Below are 16,076 nucleotides of genomic sequence, written 5' to 3'. Positions count from 1 at the left end.
ACCGGGAAAGGTGAGAGTCCGGTGCGCAGCGAGGGATGACCATGGTCAAGGTGCAAGTCTCCACGGATGAGTTGGTCGCCGGAAGATACCGACTGCTGGAGGTCGTCCACCACGAGGAAGGGCGCGACGGCTGGCACGGTCAGGACGTCGAGTCCGAGCGGCCGGTCACCCTGACCCGCTCCCGGCTCCCGGCCCATCTCCGTGAGGAGGCGGAGCTGCGCACCGCCGTCCGGATCACCCGGGAGTCCGAGGCCCTGGGGCTGGTCTGCCCCGGACAGGTCTCCGTCGTCGTCGACGTCCTCGAGGACAACGACTTCCTGTGGACGGTCACCGCGCGGCCGCAGGGCGTTCCCCTGAGCGCACTCCTCGGGCACGGCCCGGTGGACCACGTCCGCGCGGCCCGGATCGGGCTCGGCGTCCTCGACATCCTGGGCGCGGCCCATCAGGAAGGGATCACACACGGCGACCTCAGCCCCGGCCAGGTGTGGGTGGCGGAACGGGGCGGGGTCACGGTGGCCGGCTTCGGGCTGATGGGGGCCAACGCCTCCCCTCGCGTCACGGCACCGTCGTACGCCTCCCCCGAGCAGGCCCGTGGCGAGGGCGGTGGACCGGCCTCGGACCTGTGGGCGCTGGGCGCGATCATGTACGAGATGGTCGAGGGCCGGCCGGCCATCCGGGACCGGGGAGGGCTCGAGGCGACGTTCCGCGCCGTGGAACGGCTGCCCATCCGGGCCCCGTTGAGCGCCGGGCCGCTCAGTCCGGCCATTCAGGGGCTCCTGCGCAGGGATCCGGTGGAGCGGGTGCCCGAGTCGGTCGTGCGGGAGGCGCTCACGCGCATTCTCAAGGCGGAACTCGACGAGAGCTCGATGCCCACCGAGACCCTGCCGGTCTTCCGGGACCTCGACGCCCCACCGCCGGGGCGGGTGTGGGGCAAGGTGCCCCTCAGCCGCCCGGTGCTGCTGGGCGGGGCGCTGGCCGTGACGGTCGTCTGCTTCGCCGGGCTCACCGCGGCGGGCGGGCTGTCCGAACGCGGCACCTCCGCGTCCGGCCCCGCGCCGTCCCCCACGGTTTCCGCCAAACCGTCCCCCACACCGAGCGCCTCGCCCAGCAGCACCGTTCCCCAGCAGGCCCCGTCGACGTCCCCCTCCCCTTCTTCCTCCTCGTCCGCTTCCGTTTCCGCCTCCCCTTCGCCGTCCCACACCGTCACCGCGGATCCGCCGGCCGGCTTCTTCCGTTACACCGCGTCCCAGGGCTTCTCCGTCGAGCTGCCCAAGGGCTGGAAGCCGGTGCGGACCGAGAACTCCGCCGACGGCTCCTATCGGGTCACGCTCGGCGCGAGCGGGGACCCGCGCACGCTGGTCGTCACCTACAGCACCCGGCTCGCCTCGGACCCCGTCGCGGTCTGGCGCGAGGTGGACACCTCGCTGCGCGGCGACTCCATCGCCTACGAGCGGCTGGGTGACATCCGCGCCGTCACCTACCAGGGCTACAAGGGTGCGGACATGGAGTGGCTGTCGACGAACGGCGGAGTCCGTGAGCGCACGTTCGGGCGTGGCTTCCTCATCGGTGACCACGAGGGCTTCTCCCTCAGGTGGACGACCCCGGCCGCCGACTGGGACACCACCGCCAACCGGGCAGCCCTGGCCACCTTCCTGGGGACCTTCAGGGGCACATCACAGTGAACCCGTGCCGCAACAGCCGTCCCCGCGCATCAGGCGCCCCACTTCGAGCCAGTGGTCCTCCGTCACGTCGCGCCGCTGCGACGCCGAGACCTTCGACGGCGGCTCGAAAGCGGCCACCAGGTCCTCCGTCACGTACGGTGTACCGCCCCTCAGGACGGACACCGTGCGGACGAGGGTGTCGAAGTCCTCGAAGGGATCGCCGTCCACCACCGTGAGGTCTGCGAGTTTCCCCGGCTGTACGGTGCCGAGGTCACCGTCGAGGCCGAAGAGGCGGGCCGGCAGCACGGTCGCGGTGCGCAGCGCCCCGGCCGGGGACAGTCCGCCGCGGTGCAGCGCGCGCAGGCCCAGGTGCAGGGAGAGCCCGACCGGTACGAGGGGCTGGTCCGTGCCGAGCGCGACGAGACCGCCCGCGGCCAGCACCCGCCGGTAGACGTCCGTCTCGGTGCGCAGGGTGGCAAGTTGGGCCGCGGTGGGCGGCACACCCGCGGACAGCCGTACGGCGGCGGAGTCCCACGGGGGCATGACGAAGGTGACGCGTGGGTCGTCGGCGAGCCCCGGATCGGCGCCGAGCAGCGGCGCGGAGGTGAACGGGGTGGCGATGAGGGCGAAGTTGACGCCCTGCCCGGTGTAGATCTCCATGACGTCCTCGTACGCCCGCCCGGTCGCGGTCACCGCGTGTCCGAACTCCCCCCGCTGAGTGGCCAGCAGATGGGTCGTCAGGTCCTGTCCGCTCTGGACGCCCGGTGACAGGAGATGGCTCCCCGAGCGCACCCCGAGCCGCTCGTGCGCGAACCGCGCCGCCTCCTCCATCACCCAACTCGGCGCTCGCACATAGGTCTTGACGAAGTCCCAGTCGAGGGCGGCACCCCGCTCCAGCGACCTGCGCAGACCGTCCTTCGTGCGGTGGGCGCGTCCCATGCTGTAGGCGACCCGCGAGCCGTCGAGCAGTTCGCCGGTCGTCAACAGCCGGGGTCCGGCGAGCTGGCCGACGGCCACCGCCTCGCGGATGCGGGCCTGCTCGTAGGCGAATCCGCCCAGGGAGACGGCCGTGGTGATCCCGTACGTCAGTTGTCCGACGGTCTGGCGGCCTCCGTAGGTGCTCTGCCAGGGGTGGGTGTGGGTGTCCCACAGCCCGGGGATCACAGTGCGGTTCGAGGCGTCGATCCTGTTGAGGGCGCCACGGCCGCGGGCCCGGTGCGGCGCGACTTCGGCGACGCGTCCGCCGCGTACGACGATGTCCACGTCGTCCCTGACCGACTCGCCGGCGCCGTCCCACAGGCGCCCGGCGTGCACCACCGTGTCGGCGGGGGCGGTCCTGTGCTGGTCGAGCGGGACCCGGACGGTGCGGCTCTCGCCCCCGTCGATGCCGATGAGCCGCAGCCGCCCGGCCGAGAGGTACAGGAGCGTTTTCGAGTCGCCGGACCAGGAGGGGTGGTCGGCGGGTTCGGTGGCGAGGGTGCGCGGGGCACCGGTCGGGGTGCCGTCGGGGGCGACGGGCAGCAGGCACAGCGCGGACTCGACGACGACCGCCATCCAGCGTCCGTCGGGCGACCAGACGGGTCCTGAGTCGTAGCGGTCGGCGATGCAGACGTGGGGTGCGACGGCGTGGAGGCGGTCGGTGCCTGTGGTGGTGTCGACGATCCGGATGACGTTGTAGCCCTCGCGGAAGCGGAGGTTGAGGCGGTTGCGGTCGCACAGCGCGAGGTATCTGCCGTCGGGTGACCAGCTGGGGCGGCCGGGCAGCCCGCCGCCGCCGAGTGGCGTCACCAGGACGCGTTCCTCATCGCTGCCCGGATCGCGCAGGACGAGCCTTCCGGTCATGTCGAGACAGGCGAGCCGCTTCCCGTCGGGCGAGAGGGCGGGATGGACCCGCCCGCCCGTGGCGAGCGCGGTCTCCTCGCCGGTGGTGAGATCGCGCCGGTACACGCCGAGCAGTCCGTCGCGGTCGTCGGCGTACACGAGGGACCGTCCGTCGCGCGCCCAGACCGGTGCGAGCAGATAGCGGGTGGGCCCGGACTTCCTCAGTCGCTCGGGCGGCCGCCCGCCCGACGTTGCGGCCAGCCAGAGCGAGTTGAGGGCGGCGAAAGCGATCCGCCGTCCGTCGGGGGACAGCGCGGGCAGGTGGATGCCCCGCACCGGTCGCACCCGTGCCTCGCCGAGGTCGTACTCCTTGATCCGGTACCGCGGCCGGTCCACCGGCAGTTCGCCCGCGAAGGGGACCGGCTCGGTCCGCGCCGGCTTCTCCGGTCGTACGAGGGTGAAGCGGCCGTCCACGGTGAGGAGCAGTTCCCCCGCCGCGGTCCAGCGTGGCGGCACGGGTGCGAGGTCTCCGGCGAGCGCGACGGGCGTGCCGTCGACGACAAGGGTGCAGGAGGCGCTCGGGGCAGCGGTGAGGCGCAGGTATGCGAGGCGCCGGCCGTCGGGGGCCAGGGCCGGGGTCATGACCTGCGCGGCCGTGGTCTCCGTGTGCTCGACGACGACCGGGCCCGCGGCGCCGGCCGGTACCGCGGCGATGGTGCGGGCTTCGAGGCCGGTCCCCGTGGGCAGGGTGACGGCCTTCGCGCGGACGAAGAGGACGCGTTTGCCGTCCGGCGACCAGGTGGGGTCGAAGTCCTCCCAGGGGCCGTCCTGCAGTGGGCGGTCCTGACCGGTGAGCCCGGTGACGCGGGTCAGTTCGCCGCTTGCCAGGTCCAGGACGTGGATGCGGTACGGGCTGCCCTCGACCGGGTCGCCGCCGCGCTCGGAGGCGAAGGCGATCCGGGTGCCGTCCGGGGACCAGGCCGGGGCGCGGTCGTCCCAGGGTCCTTCGGTGCGCTGCCGTACGTCCGAGCCGTCGGGGCGCATGGTCCACAGGTGGTAGCCGCCGCCCTGGTACGCGCAGAACGCGATGAGCTTGCCGTCCGGGGAGTACGAGGGCCGGTTGGGTTCGAGGCCGGCCGGGGTGAGGGGCACGGCACGGCCGCCGGCGCGCGGGAGCGACCACAGCACATGCTGGATCTCGACGATCAGCCGGTCGCCGGCCGGCGAGAGCGTGGCCGCGCCGTTGGTGGCCTCCGAGAACGACAGGGAGAGAGCGGCGCGGCTGCTCGCCGCGGCCGGAGCGGCGGCGAGGGCGGTGGAGGAAACGCCCACGACACCCGCGACGCCTGCCGCGGCGAGGAGTTGACGACGGGAAAGACGAGAGAGCGGGGAGAGCGGGGAAAACAGGGCGGGACGGGAGGTGGGGAGGGCTTCGGGGCTCCGGTCGCGTTCCATGACAGAGAACGCTTACTCATCTCAAAGCCCGCGAGCAACAGCGCCATTCACGCCAAACGGGTACGGTCGGCCTGCCTTGAGGTCGGGTCGGCGTGCCGGTGAGGCCGGGTTGACGCGCGTCAACGAGGCCGGGTCGACGCGCGTCAATGACCCTTGGCAGCTGGTCTTCGCTGGGAGAGCCACAGGGCGACCGCCTCCGAGATGGGCTGGCCGGTTTCCAGTTCGATGAAGCCGAACTGCCCGCCCTGGTTGCCCTCGAGGAACCACCAGACGCCGTCCTCGTCCTCGGCGAAGTCGAAGGCGGCGTACGCGAGTCCGGTGAACGCGGTGTACTCCTGGACCGCGCGGGAGATGCGACCGGGCACCGGGGTGGACTCCCAGCCGTGTCCGGTCTCGCCGAAGCGCCCGTCGACCTGTCCGGCCACGGCGACCTTCCGTGCGGCGAACAGCTGGTTGCCGATACAGGTGAGCCGGATGTCGGCCCGCTTGGGGATGTACTGCTGAAGCAGCGCGGGACCGGCAGCCACGCCGGAGAAGTCCGCGTCGGGGCCGATCAACGTGGTCGGCAGGGCCACCGGGGGTTCGCCGGGCGGCGGCCCCGAGGCGGACTTCACCACCACCTGCCGGTACTCCTCCACGAACTGCTGGGCCACCTGGGGAGCGGTGGTGATCACGGTCGGTGGGACCGCGAAGCCACTGCTGTGGGCGACCCGCAGCTGCCAGGGTTTGTGCCGGGCCTGTTCGGCCCGGCGCGGATGGTTCATCCAGCGGGTGGAGGCGGAGTAGAGCATGCCGAACAGGGCCTGCCTGGTCTCCGCGGTGAGCCACGGCGAGGGCTCCGCCGCGTGCGCCGCGGGTTCGCCCGGCCGGCGTACCCACACGGAGCGCAGGCCGCCCATGCTGAGCACATGGCCGTTGACCGAGAGGTAACCGTCGAAGTCGCCGTGCGCGTAGTCCGCGGACAACACGGCCTTGCCGGGCAGGTCGGCCGGGTCCAGGCGCACCATGGGCACGCCCTGTTCGTGCAGCCTGGCCACGACCATGTCGGCGGTGACGTCCTGCTCCGCCGTGAGTATGAGTACCGTCATGTGAGTGAGGGACCGTCAGTCGTCGAAGTGCGTCTGGGAACCGGCGGTGGAGGTGGTCGTGCCGGTGGCCAAGAGGAGGGCGTGGTCGCTGACGGCCGGGCGGCCGTCCGGCAGCACGTTCAGCTGCAGGGACACGTCGAAGTGGTACGAGGGTATTGCGGCCGAATGCCCCGTGGGCAAGGCGTAGTTGAGGGTGAACGGTCGCACGAAAGATCCTCCCGCCATCTCACGAATGTTCTGCCCCCTTCCCTACGTGTCGCGACCGTAAGGAATTCATCACTTTCCGCCACATCGGGGTGAAGGGCATCACATCGCGTCGTTTCAGGCTTACTTGTTTCCGTATTGCACGTGTGTGTGCTTGATTGTCTGTTTGACCCAGGCCAAAGCTTCGGCCAAGGCTTCATTCTCCGTGATCTAAACGCCGTTCTTACCCAGGAGAGTTCCCGGTGACCGTAGTTCTCGATCCGAGTGCCCAATCCGCCCCGATCCAGGGCGTGTTGGACCCCATCTCGTGTGACGCACGCGACTTCGGCGCCTATGCGCGAACCGGCGGCTGGATCTTCGCCCTGAAGGTGGCGCGCAGCGTGCGCCCCGGTGGGCAGTCCGCCGACGAGACGCCGAAGGTGTCCGCGAAGGAGTTCGCCGAGCTGGCCGGATGTTCCCCCGAACGGGTGATGCGCTATTACAAGGCGTGGGACAGGGCCGCCGACGACGGTCTCGTCCCGCACTTCGAAGTCCTCGTCCCGGGCCAGGACATCGAGCTGCCGGACGCCGAGGTGTGGCAGACGTACTACGTGTCCCGCTCCAGCGCCTCCTCCGAGCGCGGCAGCGCCATCACCGAGGCCGCCGCGGCCGAGGGCATCCGCCCCACCAAGGCCCTGGAGGTCGCCGAGAACCCCACCGCGCTGCGGGCGGCGATCCTCGCCGACCCCTCCACGGCCCAGGCGGCCCGGACCGCGCTCCTCGACCGGGTGAAGGAGGACCCGGCGCTGCAGGCCGAGCTGGCCCGTGACATCGCCCGCACCGACGAGCTGAAGAAGGCGGTCGCCACCGAGACCAGGGCGGCCGACCGGATCGGCTACGTCCGCCAGATCGCGGAGAAGGGCCAGATCAGGACGCCGGCCGGACAGACCCTCGACGCCCCGGCCGAACTGCGTTCCGAGGCCGAGCGCCACCTCTCCCTCCTCGACGAGCTGGACGAGGGCGAGGACACCGGCGAGTGGGCGACCGAGGCGTACGAGACCATGAAGAACCTCGTCGTCGAGACCGTCGAGGCTGACCCCGAACTGCGCGTCCAGGAGCGCCGCACGAAGTTCTACAGCAGCCTGCAGAGGGCCACGAAGGTCTTTGAGGAGCTCACCTTCGACGACGCCGACGCCGACGACATCTACGAGGACGACATGGTGCAGCGCCTGGAGGAGCTCCAGCAGGCGATCGGCTCCTGCATCACGGCACTTCGGAGCGCGGCTCCCCGCCAGTGAGCCGTGCCGGTGGTCTCCCGGGAACGGCCTGTTCCCGGGAGACCACCGGTTTCACCGGGGAAGACCGGCCGGGTCGGTCGCCCACTGGGTGTTGGGCTGTTCGGCGAGCCGGAAGGCGATCCTGCCGCCCTTCGTCGTCAGATCGGCATCCGTCCAGGAGCGTTGCGTGGGGCGCCCGTTGACGCGTACGGCGTCGATGTAGGGGTGTGCGGCGTCCGCACCGGGCGCGCCGACGGTGAGGTCGGCGCCGCCCGGACGGTCCACGACCGCGCTCGGGAAGAGCGGGGCGCCCAGCAGCATCGAGGCGCTGCCCGGGGTCTGGGGATACAGGCCGAGGGCGGAGAAGACGTACCAGGCGGACATGGTGCCGAGGTCGTCGTTGCCGGGCAGCCCCGAAGGCCCGGTGCCGTACACGGTGTTGAGGATCTGGCGTACCGTCGCCTGGGTCTTCCAGGGCTGTCCGAGGGCGTTGTACAGCCAGGGCGCGTGGATACCGGGTTCGTTGGTCGGGTCATAGCGCTGCGGGTCGCCGCCGCGCACCGACCAGGAGCCGTCCGCCGTGTGGAAGAACCCGTCGAGGCGGGCGGCTGCCTTCTCCCGGCCGCCCATCGCGGCGGCCAGGCCCTGGACGTCCTGCGGCACCATCCAGGTGTACGTGGCGCTGGTGCCCTGGGCGAAGCCGAGGTCGCCGGCCGGGTAGAACGGGCCCACCCAGGAGCCGTCGAGCCTGCGGGCCTGGATGTAGCCCGCGTCGGCGGTGGCGGCGGGGTTGAAGACATTGCGCCAGTAGGCGCCGCGCTCGGCGAACACGGCGGCCTCCTGGTCACGGCCGAGCAGCTTCGCCCACCGCGCGAGCGCGGAGTCGGCGACGGCGTCCTCCAGGGTCTCGGCGGCGCCGCCCCAGCAGTGGCAGACGTCCTGCGCGGCGTAGTGCGAGGTCAAGTACTGGGCGAGATTGGGCCGTTGACCCACGCACTGTCCGGGGCAGCCCGCGTCCGAGAGTCCGTCGGCGTTCGGCACGGTGGCCTGCCGGACCAGCGAGTCGAAGGCGCCCTCGTAGTCGAAGTTGCGGACGCCCATGGCGTAGAAGGTGGCCAGGGTGGCCGCCGAGGGATCGCCGGTCATGACGTGGGTGGCACCGCTGATGTGCACCCAGCGGTCCCAGACCCCGTTGTTCTGCCGCGCGAAGTTGTAGAGGGACTGGGCGAAGTCGCCCGCGATCCTCGGTTTCAGCAGGGCGAGCAGCTGTATCTGGGCGCGGTACTGGTCCCAGCCCGAGAAGTTGCTGTACTGCGCGCGCTGGCCGCGGGCGAGGCGGTGCACCGCGCCGTCCATGCCGTAGTACCGGCCGTCGGCGTCGCTGATCAGGTCGGGTTGCATCAGCGCGTGGTAGAGCGCGGTGTAGAAGGTGGTGCGCTGGGCGGAGGTGCCGCCCCCGACGCGTACGGTGCTCAGCTCACGGTCCCAGGCTCGGGCACCCGCGTCGGCCACCTGGGCGACACTCGCGTGCGACGGGATCTCCCCGCGGAGGTTGGCCTCGGCGCCGCCGAGACTGACGTACGAGATCCCGATACGCATGTGGACATCGTTGTCAGGGCGTGTGTCGAAGCCGACGTATCCGCCGGAACCGCGGCCCGCGCGGTCCGCCCCGGTGGCGTACCCCTCGCCTCCCGAGGCGGAGGTCGAGCCCGTCGACAGCGTGCCGTCCTTCCACGTACCGAAGTCGGAGAAGGCACGGTCGAAGGAGGCGCTGAAGTACAGCTTGTAGTAGCTCTTGCGGTTGTTCGTGCCGCCGTTGGCGCGGCGTCCGCAGAAGGCGCCGGTGAGGACCCAGCCGGTCACCTTGCGATGCGCGGTGTCGATGTCGACGTGCGCGTCCTGGCTGCCGTTGAGGGAGTTGGAGACGCGGAAGAGCAGGTTGGCGGGTCGGTCGCTCGGGAAGCTGAAGTCGGCGACACCGGCCCGCTCGCTGACGGCCAGGTCGGCGGTGGCGCCATTCTTGAGACCGAGGGTGTAGCGCCCGGGTACGGCCTTCTCCTCGGCGTGCGTGAAGTCGGCGGCGTAGACCGCGTCCTTGGTGTCCGCCGAGGGCGAGGACGTCACGTCACCGACGAACGGCATGATCGGTACGTCCCCGGCGGCGCCCGGGTTGCAGCCGGCGCCGTTGACGTGGGTGAGGCTCAGGCCCCGGACGCGGGTGGTGTCGTACTGGTAGCCGTTGGCGGCCCCCGTGCTGGTCTGATCACCGGTGGTGCTGGTCGGGGACCAGGCGATCATCCCGTACGGGAGCGTGGCGCCGGGGTAGGTGTTGCCGCCGTTCGCCGATCCGATCAGCGGGTCCACGGTGGAGACCGGCCGCTGGGGCGGGAGGCCGGCCGCGTGCACCGGGGCGGGGAGGGCGAGAACGACCGCCGTGGTCACGACCACGGCGGCGGACCCGCTCGCGGTGCGACTGCCGAACCGTCTTGCTGTGCGCAGCCATTGGGGGCGCATACGTGATGTCACCTTCCGTGGGACGAGGAGGTGCGATGACGGATCGGACCGGGCTGTCCCCGACGGCTGGCCGCCTCGGGCGCCGGTCCGGGCGCGAGGATAGATGGCGGCCGGGAGAGCCGGAAGTGGCAGGTGCGGACTGCTGGTTACGGGGTGGTGAAGGGTGTGGGTGGGGCGGGGGTGCGGAGCTCGGGCATGTGGGGCCCGCGGGTGGGCTGCGGCTCAATCGGTCACGTTCGCCATCGCCGTCTCGGCCGCCGCACGGTAGAAGGCCATCTGGTCGACGAGCGGCTGGGGGGCGTGCGGGGCGAAGCAGAGGTCGAGGTTCTCCGCCGATGCGGCCGCCGCGGCCTCGCTGCGGGGGAAGAGCGCCTGCTCGTACACGGTCAGGGCCTTCTCGATGTCGTCCGGGTGGGCGGCGATGGCCGTCGCGAGTTCGGCTCCGTCGAGCATGGCGAGGTTGGCGCCCTCGCCGGCGAACGGGGACATCACGTGCGCGGCGTCTCCGAGCAGGGTGACGCCCGGAACACGGTCCCAGCGGTGACCGACCGGCAGGGCGTGGACCGGGCGGGCGACGAACTCCCCGTCCGCCTCGGCGATCAGCGCCCGCAGCCGCGTGTCCCAGCCTTCGTAGTGCTCCAGGAGACTCGCCTTGGCCGCTTCGATGTCCTTGAAGTCGATGGGGCCGGACGTGGCCCAGTCGGCGGGCGTGCGTAGCGCGGCGTAGACGTGCAGCGAGCCGGCGGGGGTGCGGTGGGCGAGAAACCCGTGGCCCTCGGCGAGCGCGAACATCATGCCGTTGCCCACGACGGCGGCGCTCTCCGGGTGCCGGGTGTCGGCATCGAGGAGGTGCGCCTCGACGAAGGAGAGGTCGAGGTAGGCGGGGGTGGCGTCCGAGACCAGCGGCCGCACCTTCGACCAGGCGCCGTCGGCACCGATCAGCAGATCGGCGGTGATCGTCCGCCCGTCGGCGAACATCGCCTCGTGGCGGCCGTCCTCGAGCGCCCGTACGCCGGTGACTTTGGCGCCCCAGCGGACGGTGCCGTCAGGCAGGGAGCCGAGGAGGAGGTCGCGCAGTACTCCCCGGTCCACCTCGGGCCGTGTGCCGCCCTCGCCGTCGTCCGCCATCCGGACGGTGGCCTCCTGGTCGAGGATGCGCATGGCCTCTCCGCCGCGGTGGATGACCGCCCGGAACTCGTCGTGGAGACCGGCGGCCCGCAGGGCGGCCTGACCGGAGTCCTCGTGCATGTCCAGCATGCCGCCCTGCGAGCGGGCGGTGGGTGAGGCGTCGAGATCGAAGACGGTGGACTCGATGCCGTTCAGGTGCAGTACGCGGGCGAGGGTGAGGCCGCCGAGACCGGCGCCGACGACGGCGATGGGGTGATGAGTGGACAAGGTGTCGCTCCTTCGGAATGGGTGACGCGGACCGCTGTCACTCCACGAAGGTAGCGAACATGTTCGTTGCGAACAAGTACCTTGCGATCATGTTCGTTCGTCAGGGCCTGGCCGTTCTGCGTGCGGGAGGGTTGAACCGGCAGGCGGGGCTGTCGCCCGGAGGGCAGATCAGGACGGCGGAGGCCCGCCGGAGAACCGGCGACAGGCAGTCGCATGGGGGGCCAAGCCGCGCGCGCCCTGCCGGGGAGGTGCGGGCAGCCACGTTGGAGGCCCTGCGGCGGGCAGCGCCGCCTGAGCATGGCGCGAGTGGCCGGAAGGCTGCCCTACGGAAAATGGCCGCCGCGCAAATCTCGCGGACGGCCTCGCACGGCGGCCCTCGCAGCCGACCGCGGTCCAGCGGCGTCCGGGGAAGGCGGTCACTGCCTACTGTCCCCGCCCGGGCCCTACCGAGGCGGGCGCGGGCGGCCGAGGGCCCCGGAGGCCAGGCTCGCGCGGGCCCGATCCGGTGGGAGCCGTGACACACGGACCCGTCCCACGCGGAGGCCCCCAGGACCCAGGGGCAGGGCGCGACCATCCGACGCCCCTCCTGGAGACACGGCCTCGAACCACCCAGCGGCAGGCCACACCTACGCGACGGCAACCCCGGCGACCGAGGCCGAGGACGCCGCCCCTCCCTGGTGTCCCGGAAAGCCGAGGCCATGGTCGGCACCCGCTCTTAAGTCCACCCGCGCGGACAAGGCCACAGACGGCACCGGCCCCGAAGCTCACCCGCGCGGGGCCGGGACGGCGGACGGCACCCGCTCCCGAAAGCCGCCGGTGCGGGGCCGGGGCCGCGGACGGCACTCCCCCAGGGGCGGTCCGACGAGCCGGGCCAGGGACCCGACGAACCGGGGCACCGGCGGCACCCGTCGCGCGGCCCCCGGAGGGGTGCTACCAGCGGCCGTCCACCTGCTCCTTGATCCGTCGGTCGTAGAGTTCCGCGATCGCGTCCAGCGTCTCCGCCGGGAGCGCCGGAAGCTTCGCGGCGGTCGCGTTGGCGTGGGCCTGTTCGGGCGAGCGGGCGCCCGGGATCACCGTGGTCACTCCGGGCTGCTGGATGATCCAGCGCAGCGCCAGCTGGGCCGGGGTGACACCCTCCGGGGCGAGGGCGGAGAACTCGGCCGCCGCTTCCACGCCGGTCACGAAGTCGACGCCGGAGAAGGTCTCGCCCTGGTCGAAGGACTCCCCGTGACGGTTGTACGTCCGGTGGTCGTCCGCCGCGAACACCGTGTCCTTCGTGTACTTGCCGGAGAGCAGCCCGGAGGCCAGCGGAACGCGGGCGATGATCCCGACGCCCGCCTCCCGCGCCGCCGGCAGGACCTGCCGCAGGGGCTTCATGCGGAACGGGTTCAGGATGATCTGCACGCTCGCCACGTTCGGCCGGGCGATCGCGGTCAGCGCCTCGTCACAGGTCTCGACACTCACCCCGTACGCGGCGATCCGCTCCTCCTCGACCAGCGTGTCCAGCGCGTCGAACACCTCGTCCGACGAGTAGACGGGGGTCGGCGGGCAGTGCAGCTGCACCAGGTCGACGCGGTCGACGCCGAGGTTGCGCCGGGAACGGTCGTTCCACGCGCGGAAGTTGTCGAGGACGTAGTTCTGCGGAATCTGCTCGACCCGGCGGCCCATCTTCGTCGCCACCATCACGTGCAGGTCGGGGCGGGCACTGAGGAAGGACGCGATCGCCTGCTCACTGCGCCCGTCGCCGTACACGTCCGCGGTGTCGAAGAACGTCACCCCCGACTCCGCCGCCGTCTCCAGCACCGCCTCGGCGTCCGCAGCGCTCACGTCACCCCAGTCGGCGCCGAGCTGCCACGTACCGAGACCGATGACCGATGCCTTCTGGCCTGACCTGCCGAATTCACGCTCGTCCATGCCGTCAGTCTGACATCTCCACTCGCTCGCGCAGGCCGCCCACCCCGCCCGCGACCGCCCGCGCCCCCCAGGCGGACGCAACAGCGCGTCATTCACTCACACGGGTGAGGCCGTTTGACGGACAGGTGATGCGTGTCAATCGTCACCTACCGTGAACCGGGTGACCGACCATTCAGAAAGTGAAGGGCGCACACCCTGGTCCCGTCGGGGGTTCCTGCTGAGCGCGGCTTCGCTCGCCGCGCTGCTGCCGCTCGAGCTGCCTGACCGCGCCGCCGCGGCGGCGGAGCTTCCCGGTTTCCCCGAGGGTGTCGACGTCTACCGCTCGGCGTACCGCAACTGGGTCGGCGAGATCACCGCCACCGGGCTGTGGGCCTGCGCTCCGGCCGACCAGGACCAGGTGGCCGACGTGGTCAACTGGGCCTGGAGGCAGGGCTGGTCGGTGCGGGCCCGGGGCAGTTCCCACGGCTGGTCGCCACTGACGATCGCCTCGGGGACCGAGGCGGGCGCTCCCGTACTGCTCGTCGACACCGCCCGGCATCTCACCGGTCTGTCCCTGGAGTCCACCGACCCCGCCGCCGTGCGAGCCGGTGCCGGCGTCACGCTGGAAGCACTGCTCGGGTATCTGGAGGACCACGGCCTCGGCCTCACGGCGACGCCCGCGCCCGGCGACCTGACGCTCGGCGGCGCCCTGGCCGTCGACGCGCACGGCACGGCCGTTCCGGCCCACGGCGAGAGCAGACTGCCCGGGCACACCTACGGCTCGCTCAGCAATCTCGTCCTGTCCCTCACGGCGGTGGTGTGGGACGCGGGCAGCGACGCCTACGTTCCGCGGACGTACGAACGGGACGACCCCGACGGTGCGGCGCTTCTCGCGCATCTCGGCCGCGCACTGGTCACCGAGGTGACGCTGCGCGTGGGCGCGAACACCAGTCTGCGCTGCGTCAGCCGTACCGACATTCCCGCCGCCGAACTCTTCGCCGCGCCGGGCGACCCCAAGGGCGAACGCACCTTCGCGAGCTTCCTGGACGAGTCGGGCCGAGCGGAGGCGATCTGGTTCGCGTTCACCGAGCACCCCTGGCTGAAGGTCTGGAGTGTCGCCCCCACCCGGCCGCCGGCCTCCCGCCGCGTGCGGTCCCCGTACAACTACCCCTTCTCGGACAACATCCCCACCGCCGTCGCCGATCTCGCCGGGCGCATGGTGGCCGACGCGGCCTGGCATCTGGCCCCGCTCCTGGGCGCCGCGCAGTTCACCGCGGCGGCCGTGGGACTGACCGCCACCCTGTCGGCCGACATCTGGGGACCGTCGAAGAACACGCTGCTCTACATCAGGCCCACCACACTGCGGGTGACCGCCAACGGGTACGCGGTGCTGACCTCGCGTGCCGAAGTGCAGCGCGTCATCGCCGAGTTCACGGCCTTCTTCCGCGAGCGGCTCACCGCCTACGCCACCCGGGGTCGCTACCCCGTCAACGGCCAGGTGGAAATCCGGGTGACCGGCCTCGATCACCCGTCCGACGCCGACTCGGCGGGCGCCTGTGCGCCCCTGCTGTCCGCGCTGCGCCCCCGCGCCGACCACCCCGAATGGGACACAGCCGTCTGGCTGGACGTGCTGACACTGCCCGGGACGCCCGACGCGGAGGCGTTCAACCGGGAGTTGGAGCACTTCCTGCTCACGACGTACGACGGCGAGTACGCGCTCACCCGCGTCGAGTGGTCCAAGGGCTGGGGCTATACGGACGAGGCCGCCTGGTCCGACGAGGAGGTGCTGGGCACCACGGTGCCCGCCTCCTTCCGGGACGGCGTGGGCCCTGGCTGGGACGAGGCGGCCGCCGTCCTGGACCGGCTCGATCCTCACCGGCTGTTCGGCACGGCCCTCCTCAACCGGCTCCTCCCTTGATGTCCGGTCCTCATCTGATGTCCGGTCCTCCTCTGATGTCCGGTCCTCCGAAGCGCGGTGGTCTCACTCGGCGGCAGCGGTCAGTTGCTCGTGTTCGGGCGCGCGCGTCTCACGGAACAGCAGACGCGCGGGAACCGTGAGGAGCCACCAGTACTTGGCGGCCGTCGGCGAGGCGAGCGACATCGGAATCGAGGTGGCGAAGACGAGGACGGTCAGGAGGCCCCTCAGGACCGACTGCCTGACCTGCGCGGGGGGCACGGTCGGCTTGGCAAGGGCCGGACTGGCCCACAGGCGGGCGGACATGGCGGTGAGCAGCCCGACGGCGAGGACGATCGTCGCCGCGTAGACCGAGGTGGCCACGGCGGTGCCGCCGTACTCGCTGATGAGGCGCGTGGGGAACGGGAGCGCGGCCACGACGGCGAGGAGAGCCAGATAGAGGCGGAGCAGCCAGTTGTCGAGCGCGACGATCTGCCGGAAGAGCGCGTGCTGGCCCAGCCACAGGGCACCGATGACGGCGAAGCTCAGCAGATACGCCCCGAACTTGGGCAGAGCGTCCCGCAGCGCGGCTCCGACCTCACCGTCGGCCAGTCCCTCGGGAACGGTGATGTCGAGCGCGAGCAGCGTGATGGCGATCGCGATCACCGCGTCGCCGAAGGTGACGAGCCGATCGGGATCCATCATGGCGTCGCGGCGGGGAAGGCGCGGGACACGGTTGGTCATCAGGAGAGCACCAGGGGTGTGAGGAACGCCTCTCGGCGTCAACGGCGACGGCAAGCGGTCAGAGTACCGGCGGCCACACCCGTGCACTTCCGCCTCAGAAGAAGCTGAGAGGTTCCTGTGTCAGGCTGCGAGCCGCCGGGCGCCGGGCGAT

General features: G+C 71.7%; 10 protein-coding genes. 3 read left to right on the top strand and 7 right to left on the bottom strand.

Features of this window, described 5'->3' with window-relative positions:
- Positions 1–41: 41 nt before the first annotated feature.
- A complete protein-coding gene (locus tag ACIQTP_RS40365; RefSeq protein WP_403409446.1) occupies positions 42–1,682 on the top strand; it encodes a serine/threonine protein kinase in 1,641 nt (546 codons plus the stop codon).
- Here ACIQTP_RS40365 and ACIQTP_RS40360 read toward each other — a convergent pair.
- The 3 genes from ACIQTP_RS40360 to tgmA form a co-directional block, all read right to left on the bottom strand.
- On the bottom strand, positions 1,674–4,937 hold the full coding sequence (locus tag ACIQTP_RS40360; RefSeq protein WP_403409444.1) for an amidohydrolase family protein: 3,264 nt from the start codon (positions 4,935–4,937) through the stop codon (positions 1,674–1,676). The two genes, ACIQTP_RS40365 and ACIQTP_RS40360, sit on opposite strands and share 9 nt — an antisense overlap.
- 143 nt (positions 4,938–5,080) lie before the next feature.
- Positions 5,081–6,025, bottom strand: coding sequence for an MvdC/MvdD family ATP grasp protein (locus tag ACIQTP_RS40355; protein ID WP_403409441.1), 945 nt, complete (start codon positions 6,023–6,025; stop codon positions 5,081–5,083).
- A gap of 15 nt (positions 6,026–6,040) precedes the next feature.
- Positions 6,041–6,232: a putative ATP-grasp-modified RiPP gene (tgmA, locus tag ACIQTP_RS40350; RefSeq protein ID WP_403409438.1), complete on the bottom strand. Its 192-nt coding sequence runs from the start codon at positions 6,230–6,232 to the stop codon at positions 6,041–6,043.
- Positions 6,233–6,471: 239 nt separating this feature from the next.
- Here tgmA and ACIQTP_RS40345 point away from each other — a divergent pair, with 239 nt between their 5' ends.
- Positions 6,472–7,506, top strand: coding sequence for a hypothetical protein (locus ACIQTP_RS40345; RefSeq protein WP_403409436.1), 1,035 nt, complete (start codon positions 6,472–6,474; stop codon positions 7,504–7,506).
- 51 nt (positions 7,507–7,557) lie between these two features.
- Here the strand turns inward: ACIQTP_RS40345 and ACIQTP_RS40340 are convergent, their stop codons facing one another.
- The 3 genes from ACIQTP_RS40340 to ACIQTP_RS40330 form a co-directional block, all read right to left on the bottom strand.
- Positions 7,558–9,999 (bottom strand): GH92 family glycosyl hydrolase, encoded by a 2,442-nt coding sequence (locus ACIQTP_RS40340; RefSeq protein WP_403409433.1) that lies wholly within the window; start codon positions 9,997–9,999, stop codon positions 7,558–7,560.
- A 222-nt stretch (positions 10,000–10,221) separates the two neighbouring features.
- A complete protein-coding gene (locus ACIQTP_RS40335; protein ID WP_403409430.1) occupies positions 10,222–11,394 on the bottom strand; it encodes an FAD-dependent oxidoreductase in 1,173 nt (390 codons plus the stop codon).
- A gap of 930 nt (positions 11,395–12,324) precedes the next feature.
- Positions 12,325–13,308: an aldo/keto reductase gene (locus tag ACIQTP_RS40330; RefSeq protein ID WP_403409427.1), complete on the bottom strand. Its 984-nt coding sequence runs from the start codon at positions 13,306–13,308 to the stop codon at positions 12,325–12,327.
- Between the two features lie 160 nt (positions 13,309–13,468).
- On the opposite strand from ACIQTP_RS40330, the gene ACIQTP_RS40325 reads away from it, so the two are divergent.
- Complete coding sequence (locus tag ACIQTP_RS40325; protein WP_403409424.1) at positions 13,469–15,205, top strand: cholesterol oxidase substrate-binding domain-containing protein; 1,737 nt, start codon at positions 13,469–13,471, stop codon at positions 15,203–15,205.
- A 63-nt stretch (positions 15,206–15,268) separates the two neighbouring features.
- On the opposite strand, the gene ACIQTP_RS40320 is transcribed toward ACIQTP_RS40325, so the two are convergent.
- A complete protein-coding gene (locus tag ACIQTP_RS40320) occupies positions 15,269–15,925 on the bottom strand; it encodes a TMEM175 family protein (protein ID WP_403409421.1) in 657 nt (218 codons plus the stop codon).
- Positions 15,926–16,076: the final 151 nt, after the last annotated feature.

Source organism: Streptomyces sp. NPDC090798 (assembly GCF_044768965.1).
Lineage (GTDB): Bacteria > Actinomycetota > Actinomycetes > Streptomycetales > Streptomycetaceae > Streptomyces.
The sequence above is the reverse complement of the archived record's forward strand: the minus strand, read 5'-3'. Positions and strand labels throughout refer to the sequence as shown.

Bases quoted from the DNA above. Each gene is read 5' to 3' on its own strand.
- ACIQTP_RS40365 (WP_403409446.1), top strand. From the start codon at position 42: ATGGTCAAGGTGCAAGTCTCCACGGATGAGTTGGTCGCCGGAAGATAC.
- ACIQTP_RS40360 (WP_403409444.1), bottom strand. From the start codon at position 4,937: ATGGAACGCGACCGGAGCCCCGAAGCCCTCCCCACCTCCCGTCCCGCC.
- ACIQTP_RS40355 (WP_403409441.1), bottom strand. From the start codon at position 6,025: ATGACGGTACTCATACTCACGGCGGAGCAGGACGTCACCGCCGACATG.
- ACIQTP_RS40340 (WP_403409433.1), bottom strand. From the start codon at position 9,999: ATGCGCCCCCAATGGCTGCGCACAGCAAGACGGTTCGGCAGTCGCACC.
- ACIQTP_RS40330 (WP_403409427.1), bottom strand. From the start codon at position 13,308: ATGGACGAGCGTGAATTCGGCAGGTCAGGCCAGAAGGCATCGGTCATC.
- ACIQTP_RS40320 (WP_403409421.1), bottom strand. From the start codon at position 15,925: ATGACCAACCGTGTCCCGCGCCTTCCCCGCCGCGACGCCATGATGGAT.